Source organism: Mesorhizobium sp. M2C.T.Ca.TU.002.02.1.1 (assembly GCF_003997225.1).
In genome coordinates this window covers 1-4,311 of sequence record NZ_RZTO01000548.1, presented here as the reverse complement: position 1 = coordinate 4,311, position 4,311 = coordinate 1, and the positions used below count along the sequence as shown (strand labels likewise).

Sequence of the window (4,311 nt, the reverse complement as noted above, 5' to 3'; positions counted from 1 at the left end):
TCCTTCAGCCGCTCGCCGCCGGTGCAGATCGGGAACAGCCAGTCTGAACGCATCTGCAGGTCGTCGTTCGAAGCCTTCAGCGCCTCGTAGTTGAAGGTATAGCCCTTGGCCTTCTGGTCGCGCGAGGCCCAGATCATCGTCTCATGCGCGTTCTGGAAGCGGCGGCCGCGGAAATTCGGCATCGGGTTGGTCTTGCGCCAGACGATGTCGTTGAGGATCCAGAAGCCGAGATCCTGCATGCGGGCGCCGACGCGGAAGATATTGTGATAGGAGCCGATGACCCAGATGGTGCCGCTGGGCTTCAGCACGCGGCGCGCCGCGAGCAGCCAGGCGCGGGTGAAGGCGTCATAGGCCTCGAAACTCTCGAATTGGTCCCAGTCGTCGTCGACGGCATCGACCTTGGACTGGTCGGGCCGGTGCAGGTCGCCGTCGAGCTGCAGATTGTAGGGCGGGTCGGCGAAGATGATGTCGACCGACTTTTCCGGCAGCCTGTCGAGGGCAGCGACGCAATCGCCCTTCAGGATCGTGTCCAGCCATTCGGACTTAAGGGGAGCGTGGGAAAGCTCGTCGAGAAGACGCACGGCAGACATCGAAACACCCAAAAAACGCGTTACGGTTTACTGGCTGTTATGGTTACCGATCAGCGTAAACATTCGGTGAAGGCCTGAGACTGGCCCGCGCGGTTTGCGAAGGCCGGTCCATTGGTGTATGCCGCGCCACCTAGAGATGGAGCATGATGTCGTCCGAAAACCGCTCCACACTTTTCGGCATCATGCTCTAAGCCAGTCAGGCCCCTCCCCAACGTTTCCGGATTGCCATGCCCCAGCCAGATCTTGTCATTTTCGATTGCGACGGCGTACTCGTCGATTCCGAGATCGTCGCCGCGCGAGTCGAGGCCGAGCTTCTGACATCGGCCGGATTCGAAATATCGGCGGAGGAGATTTTCGAGACCTATGCGGGGCTGACCTTCAAGGACATCATGCTGCGGCTCGAGGAGAAGTCCGAGATCCCGTTCCAGGCCTCGCTGATCGACCGCGCCGAGGAACTGGTCGACCGCAAGCTGCGCAGCGACGTGCGCATCATCGACGGCGCCCGCGAGGCGGTCGCCGCCGTCACGGCACCGCGCGCCGTCTGCTCCAACTCGCGCACCGAGCGGGTCGAATTCATGCTGGAGAAGGTGCGGCTGCTGCCGTTCTTCGCCGGCCGCATCTTTTCGGGGCTGGACATACCCAGCAAGAAGACCAAGCCGGCGCCTGACGTGTTCCTCTATGCCGCCGAAAAGCTCGGCGCCAACCCGAAGAACACCTTCGTCATCGAGGATTCCGTGCATGGCATCGCCGGCGCCAGGGCGGCGGGCATGCGGGTGATCGGCTTCACCGGCGCGGGTCATAGCTATCCAGGCCACGCCGATGCGCTGACCGAGGCGGGCGCCGAGACGGTCATCCGCCGCTGGGCGGAGCTGAACAGCACGATCGCGGCGCTGTCGGAGTGGTCGGAAGACGCCTAGGCGCTCTTGACGGCCCGTTGCGCGCTGGCGTCAGTTCGTCGCCGGAGCGCGCTTCTTGCGCTTGCCCTTCGACTTGTCCCCGGTGGCGGCCGGCGTGTTCTCGTCATAGCCGGCATAGGCCTGGTAGTCGCGCGCGGTCGGCTCCGGCACCACGACATTGCTGTCGACGAAGGCGAACTGGGTAGCGGCCGAGGGGTCGGTGACCTGCACCTGATACGGATGCAATTGAGAATAAAGCACCTCGTCGCCATGCTGGACCGCGATGCGGATCGGCATGGTGACGGTGCCGGGCGTGAACATCGGGCCTGGCACGATCTTGCCCGCCACGGCGATCTTCATCGACATCTGACCGTTGGCATGGGTGCAATCGCGCGTCACATCGGTGATCGAGGCCTGGTAGATGATCTTCGACGGGTCGTGATCGGGATCGATCGGCTGGCCGTTGGGGCCGGTCTGGGCGGCCGCGGCGGCTGCCTCGGCCTCGGCCTGCGCCGCGGGATCAAGCTTCTTTTTCTTGGGCTTCGCCGTTGCGCCCTTGGCATAGGTGTTGAAATAGGCGGTGCCGTCGCGCAGCGTCACTTTCGGGCAATAGGCGCGCAACTGGCTGGCAAGGATCTTGGGATCCTGCGGCGGCGGCGGCGCGGTCGGATCGCTCTTCTTGCCGAAACCGAGGTCCAAGATACCATTGTCGCCCGATTGGCAGCCGGCGGCGGCGAGCATAAAGCCGGTGAGCGCCAGACCCGCGACAAGACGACGGTTGACCGAATAAAACGCCATGAAACTGCACTTCCCTCTCACAAAGCCGGTGACGTATAGCAACCGCGCGGCAAAAATGCGACTGAGCCGGCTCGGAAAATTAACCAATTGCCGTGGATGACGCGACCGGCAGCAATGGGCCTTTGACGATGCAATATGTGAGTACCCGCGGGGAAGCGCCCGCGCTTGGATTTTCAGACGCGGTGCTGGCCGGCCTGGCGCGCGACGGCGGGCTTTACGTGCCCCGCGAATGGCCGCAGTTTTCCGCCGCCGACATCCGCGCCATGCGCGGGCTTGCCTATCCGGACCTCGCCATCCGCGTCTTGACGCCATTCCTTGGCGGCGAGATCGCGGCGCCCATCTTCGAACGGCTGGTGCGCGAAGCCTATGCGACGTTCCGGCATGAGGCCGTCTGCCCGCTGGTGCAGACCGGGAAAAACACCTTCATTCTCGAATTGTTTCACGGCCCGACGCTGGCCTTCAAGGACGTGGCGATGCAGTTGCTGGCGCGGCTGATGGACCACGTGCTTGCCGAACGGGGCCAGCGCGCCACCATCGTCGGCGCCACCTCCGGCGACACCGGCGGCGCGGCAATCGACGCCTTCGCCGGGCGCGACCGCACCGACATCTTCATCCTTTTCCCCAACGGCAAGGTCTCGCCGGTGCAGCAGCGCCAGATGACAACATCTTCGGCCGCCAACGTCCATGCGCTGTCGGTCGAAGGCAATTTCGACGACTGCCAGGGCCTGGTGAAGGACATGTTCAACGACCACGCTTTCCGCGACCGGGTGTCGCTGTCGGGCGTCAACTCGATCAACTGGGCCCGCATCATGGCCCAGATCGTCTATTATTTCTCCTCGGCGTTGTCGCTCGGCGCGCCCGACCGGCCGGTCTCCTTCACCGTGCCGACCGGCAATTTCGGCGATATCTTCGCCGGTTACGCCGCCAAGCGCATGGGGCTGCCGATCGACCGCCTGATCATCGCCACCAACGACAACGACATCCTGGCGCGCACGCTTGCAACGGGCGAATACCGCACCAAGGGCGTGTTCGCCACGACCTCGCCGTCGATGGACATCCAGGTGTCGTCGAATTTCGAGCGCCTGCTGTTCGATGCCGCGGGGCGCAATGCCGAGACGGTCAGGCGCTACATGAACGGACTGAAGCAGTCCGGCGCCTTCGCCATCGAAGCCGGCGAGATGGCACGCATCCGCAGCGAATTCGACGCCGGCCGCGCCACTGTCGAGGAGGTCGCCGCCACCATCCGCGCGACGCTGGAGAAAAGCAGCTACCTGCTCGACCCGCACACCGCCGCCGCCGTTCATGTCGCCGCCGTCCGTGCCCCCGGCCCGGTGCCCATGGTGGTGCTCGGCACCGCGCATCCGGCGAAATTCCCGGCAGCGGTGGAGGCGGCGAGCGGCATCACCCCTGCCCTGCCCGCATGGCTAGGCGGCTTGATGACAGCCGACGAAAAATACACGATACTTCCATCCGACTTGAAAATGGTGGAAGATTACGTGAGCCGCCACTCGCGGGCGGCGCGTTAGGGAGTACTTGCCATATGGGTGTTGAGGTAAGCCGTCTGTCGAACGGCCTGACAGTCGCCACCGAAACCCTTCCAAGCATCGAATCGGTTGCCCTTGGGGCCTGGGTCAAGTCAGGCGCTCGCAACGAGCGGGACGAAGAGCATGGCATGGCCCATCTGCTCGAGCACATGGCGTTCAAGGGCACCAAGCGCCGCAGCGCCTTCGAGATCGCCTCGGAAATCGAGAATGTCGGCGGAGAGATCAACGCCGCCACCAGCGTCGAGACGACATCCTACTATGCCAGGGTGCTTTCCGACGACGTGCCGCTGGCGGTCGATATCCTGGCCGACATCCTGCAGCAATCCGAATTCGATCCCGAAGAGCTGGAGCGCGAGCAGCATGTGATCCTGCAGGAGATCGGCGCCGCGCACGACACGCCCGACGACATCGTCTTCGACCGCTTCACCGAAACGGCCTTCCGCCATCAGACCATCGGCCGCTCGATCCTGGGCACGCCGGAGA

Annotated in this window: 5 protein-coding genes; 3 read left to right on the top strand and 2 right to left on the bottom strand. The window is 64.1% G+C overall.

Annotated features, from left to right (window positions below):
* On the bottom strand, window positions 1–590 hold a 590-nt coding region (locus tag EOD07_RS24560), incomplete at its 3' end, for a site-specific DNA-methyltransferase (protein WP_164772485.1).
* 227 nt (window positions 591–817) lie between these two features.
* Between EOD07_RS24560 and EOD07_RS24555 the strand changes: the two genes are divergently transcribed.
* Complete coding sequence (locus EOD07_RS24555) at window positions 818–1,507, top strand: HAD family phosphatase (RefSeq protein WP_127237281.1); 690 nt, start codon at window positions 818–820, stop codon at window positions 1,505–1,507.
* Between the two features lie 30 nt (window positions 1,508–1,537).
* On the opposite strand, the gene EOD07_RS24550 is transcribed toward EOD07_RS24555, so the two are convergent.
* Window positions 1,538–2,284: a hypothetical protein gene (locus tag EOD07_RS24550; protein ID WP_127237280.1), complete on the bottom strand. Its 747-nt coding sequence runs from the start codon at window positions 2,282–2,284 to the stop codon at window positions 1,538–1,540.
* Between the two features lie 128 nt (window positions 2,285–2,412).
* On the opposite strand from EOD07_RS24550, the gene thrC reads away from it, so the two are divergent.
* Window positions 2,413–3,810 (top strand): threonine synthase, encoded by a 1,398-nt coding sequence (gene thrC, locus EOD07_RS24545; RefSeq protein ID WP_127237282.1) that lies wholly within the window; start codon window positions 2,413–2,415, stop codon window positions 3,808–3,810.
* Window positions 3,811–3,824: 14 nt separating this feature from the next.
* Window positions 3,825–4,311: pitrilysin family protein (locus EOD07_RS24540; protein WP_164772484.1), on the top strand; the 487-nt coding region annotated here is incomplete at its 3' end.

Coding starts and splice junctions, on each gene's coding strand:
- EOD07_RS24555 (WP_127237281.1), top strand. CDS start 818: ATGCCCCAGCCAGATCTTGTCATTTTCGATTGCGACGGCGTACTCGTC.
- EOD07_RS24550 (WP_127237280.1), bottom strand. CDS start 2,284: ATGGCGTTTTATTCGGTCAACCGTCGTCTTGTCGCGGGTCTGGCGCTC.
- thrC (WP_127237282.1), top strand. CDS start 2,413: ATGCAATATGTGAGTACCCGCGGGGAAGCGCCCGCGCTTGGATTTTCA.